The following is a 3,025-nucleotide window of genomic DNA, read 5'->3' on the forward strand; positions in this document are numbered from 1 at the left end:
GCGTGGTCAACAACCCCCCCCAAACACAAAAATTTACCCCGCGCCAACCACACACACTTGTCCCCCCCCCCCGCGCCTTGGGGGGGGGGGGTGGCAACCCCCCACCGGGGGGCCGCCCACGTCGGTTTCCGCTTCTCCCGGGCCGGTTTCACCGACACTACTCGAGCGTCGGTCAGCGCCTTCCCGTCGACCGCCGGGTGTCGTTACGCACCCGTACCGCACCTATCCCCGGCATAGTCACCGACCGGACTATCTGGTCGTCACCGCGTCCTGCCGCCTCGGTCTTCTTCCACGCGTTGAACGCATTGATCAAGTCGAACGGCGACCACGGCACCGGATGGTCCGGCGCGACCCTCCGTCGAGCGAGAGCGGTCTTCACGATGTGAAGGCTCTGGTTGAACGCGAACCGAGCCGCTCCCACATGCCGGGACAGCACAATCGACTGCTCGGCCGTGGGGTCGAGGCAGTACCGGAAAGTGGTGTGGCGGCTCATCGGTGACGAGTGTGACACATGGCACCGACAAACCTGCATGCTATGACCGGCCCCCGCCGAGGTCGGATCGCATCGGGGCTAGACCTGCACGGCAGGTAGGTCGTAGAGCGCGTAGGTCCGGCGCAGGACCGGGTACGAAACATTGCGCACGGGAACACCTCCCGAGGTCTTGCCGCATTCGCTCCCGGCGTGGGCGTGACCGTGCAGCGCGAGTGTGGCGCGGCCCGCGTCGACCGCCTCGCCCATGGCGTGACAACCCAGTCCGGGATAGATGGATGTGGGTTCGCCGACGAGAGTGTCGACGACGGGAGAGAAGTGGGTGAGAGCGATCCGGGTATCGCAGTCCAGGCCATCGAGTGCCCGGCGGAGGCGCTCGGCGTCGACCGGGCCACGGCGCATCCTGGCCCGATGCTCTGCCGACCCCGAGTCGGGATCACCCGGGTGATCGGGGAATCCACCGGAACCGCCCATCACCCCGGCGATCCCGACCTGATGCCCGCGAATCGTGACCATCGTCGAATCACCGTCCAGGACAACGACACCGGTTTCATTGAGCCGCCGCGTGATCCACTCGCCGTGGTGCTCGTCGTGGTCGTGATTGCCCAGGACTGCGATCACGGGAACCGGCAGATCGGCGAGTTCGGCGCAGAGCAGCTCGGTATTGGCTCGGGTACCGCCCTCGGTGAGATCGCCGGCCAGGAGCAACAGGTCGGCGTGGCGATCGAGTCGAAGGAAGTCGGGCCGGAACTTGCCCGCGACGGCACGTCGCATGTGCAGGTCGGCGGTGGCGGCGAGACGGATCGGCGCGATGTTCCCCACCTGCCAAGGCAGCCACAGCGGGGCACGGCTGTCAATGCGATTCCCGCTCCACCAAGGGGTCGGGACAGCCCACCCTGAGGGTTCGGCGGGCGGCCCCTGAGGTCTCTTCCGATGTGCGGTCGAGGAGCGCAGAGTAGTAGCTGAGCCACCGACCCCGAAGGAACCCAAGGATATGCAGTCCAGCTACGTGCACCACGTCAGGCAGCAGTTTTCCCGGTACGCGGACACTCGTTCGTACATCTACCTGCGGGAATCCGGGCGGGACCTGGTCGAGGAGGTCGTCACCTACCGCGAACTCGACCGCGATGCCCGGGCGTTTGCCCAGTGGTTGTCAGAGCAGCCCGAGTCGGCGCAGCCGGTGGTATTGCTCTACCTCGACGGGATGGCGTTCCTGCGGGCCTTCCTGGGCTGCCTGTACGCCGGTGTCGTCGCCGTTCCGGCCCCACTGCCGCACGAGGACCGGGCCGCGCAGCGGGTGGGCGGCATCATCGCCGACTCCGGGGCGCAGCTCGTGCTCACCACCTCCGACTTCGCACCGCTGGTCGCCGCCTCCACCGACGCGACCGTCGTCGCGACCGATCAGCCGCTCGGCGACGCCGACGCCTGGCAGCTACCCGACATCGACCTGGGCACGATCGCCTTCCTGCAGTACACCTCGGGATCGACGGGCATGCCCAAGGGAGTCGTCGTCACCCACCGCAATCTGCTGCACAACGAGGCGGCGATCGCCGAGGGCGGGCTGACCGCGGACTCGACCGGCGTCAGCTGGATCCCGCAATTCCACGACATGGGCCTGATCGGCATGCTGCTCGGTGCCGCCTACACCGGTGCGAACCTGGTGTTCATGGCGCCGACGACGTTCATCAAACACCCGGTGCGCTGGCTCCAGGCCATCGACCGGTACCGCGCGACCTACACCGCCGCCCCGAACTTCGCCTACGACCTGATCCTGCGCCGGGTCAGCGACAAGCAGCTCGCCGAGCTCGACCTGAGCACCCTCGAGGTCGCGCTGAGCGGCGCCGAGCCGGTGCGGGCCCGGACCATCGACGCGGTCCTGGAACGCTTCGCCCCCGCCGGGCTGCGCCCCACGGTTTTCGTGCCCGCCTACGGGCTGGCCGAGGTGACGCTGCTGGCTAGCGCCGCGACGATGGGCGCGGCGCCGGTGTACTACGACCGGGCAGGCGATGCCCCGCTGGTCGGCTGCGGACGAGCCGCCCGCGGCCTCGAGATCCGCATCGTCGACCCCGCGACCCGCGAAGAACTGCCCGACGGCGCCACCGGGGAGATCTGGGTACGCGGTGACAGTGTCGCCGCCGGGTATTGGAACCGACCGGCCGAAACCCGCGAGGTCTTCGACGCCCACCTCGGCACCGAGGGTCCTTTCCTGCGGACCGGCGACCTCGGTCTGCTCCACGACGGTGAACTGTTCGTCGCGGGCCGCCTCAAAGATCTGCTGATCGTCAACGGCCGCAACGTCCATCCGACTGACGTCGAGGAACTCGTGCAGAACCTGCATCCCGCGCTGGCAGGCAACGCTGGTGCGGTGGTCTCGGTCGACGTGCTCGACCGGGAACGCCTCGTCGTGATGCAGGGCGTGAAACCGGACCTGGGGGGGGGGGAGCCCCCCCCCCCCCCGGGGCCCGCGCGAAACAAATCCCTGTGTCGCGGGGGGGGTGTTTGTGGCGCCCCCCCACCGGGGTCGGGGCCCCCGCC

3 protein-coding genes are annotated in these 3,025 nt (G+C 68.7%); 1 reads left to right on the forward strand and 2 read right to left on the reverse strand.

Translation table 11 applies throughout. From position 1 onward, the window contains the following. Positions 1 to 172: 172 nt before the first annotated feature. Both ACFWPJ_RS10145 and ACFWPJ_RS10150 read right to left on the reverse strand, forming a co-directional pair. A complete protein-coding gene (locus ACFWPJ_RS10145) occupies positions 173 to 493 on the reverse strand; it encodes a helix-turn-helix domain-containing protein (protein ID WP_378849381.1) in 321 nt (106 codons plus the stop codon). Between the two features lie 78 nt (positions 494 to 571). After that, positions 572 to 1,312: a metallophosphoesterase gene (locus ACFWPJ_RS10150; RefSeq protein WP_378849383.1), complete on the reverse strand. Its 741-nt coding sequence runs from the start codon at positions 1,310 to 1,312 to the stop codon at positions 572 to 574. Between the two features lie 172 nt (positions 1,313 to 1,484). Between ACFWPJ_RS10150 and ACFWPJ_RS10155 the strand changes: the two genes are divergently transcribed. Continuing rightward, positions 1,485 to 3,025: fatty acyl-AMP ligase (locus ACFWPJ_RS10155; protein ID WP_378849384.1), on the forward strand; the 1,541-nt coding region annotated here is incomplete at its 3' end.

The organism is Nocardia sp. NPDC058497, assembly GCF_042720195.1.
Taxonomy (GTDB): domain Bacteria; phylum Actinomycetota; class Actinomycetes; order Mycobacteriales; family Mycobacteriaceae; genus Nocardia.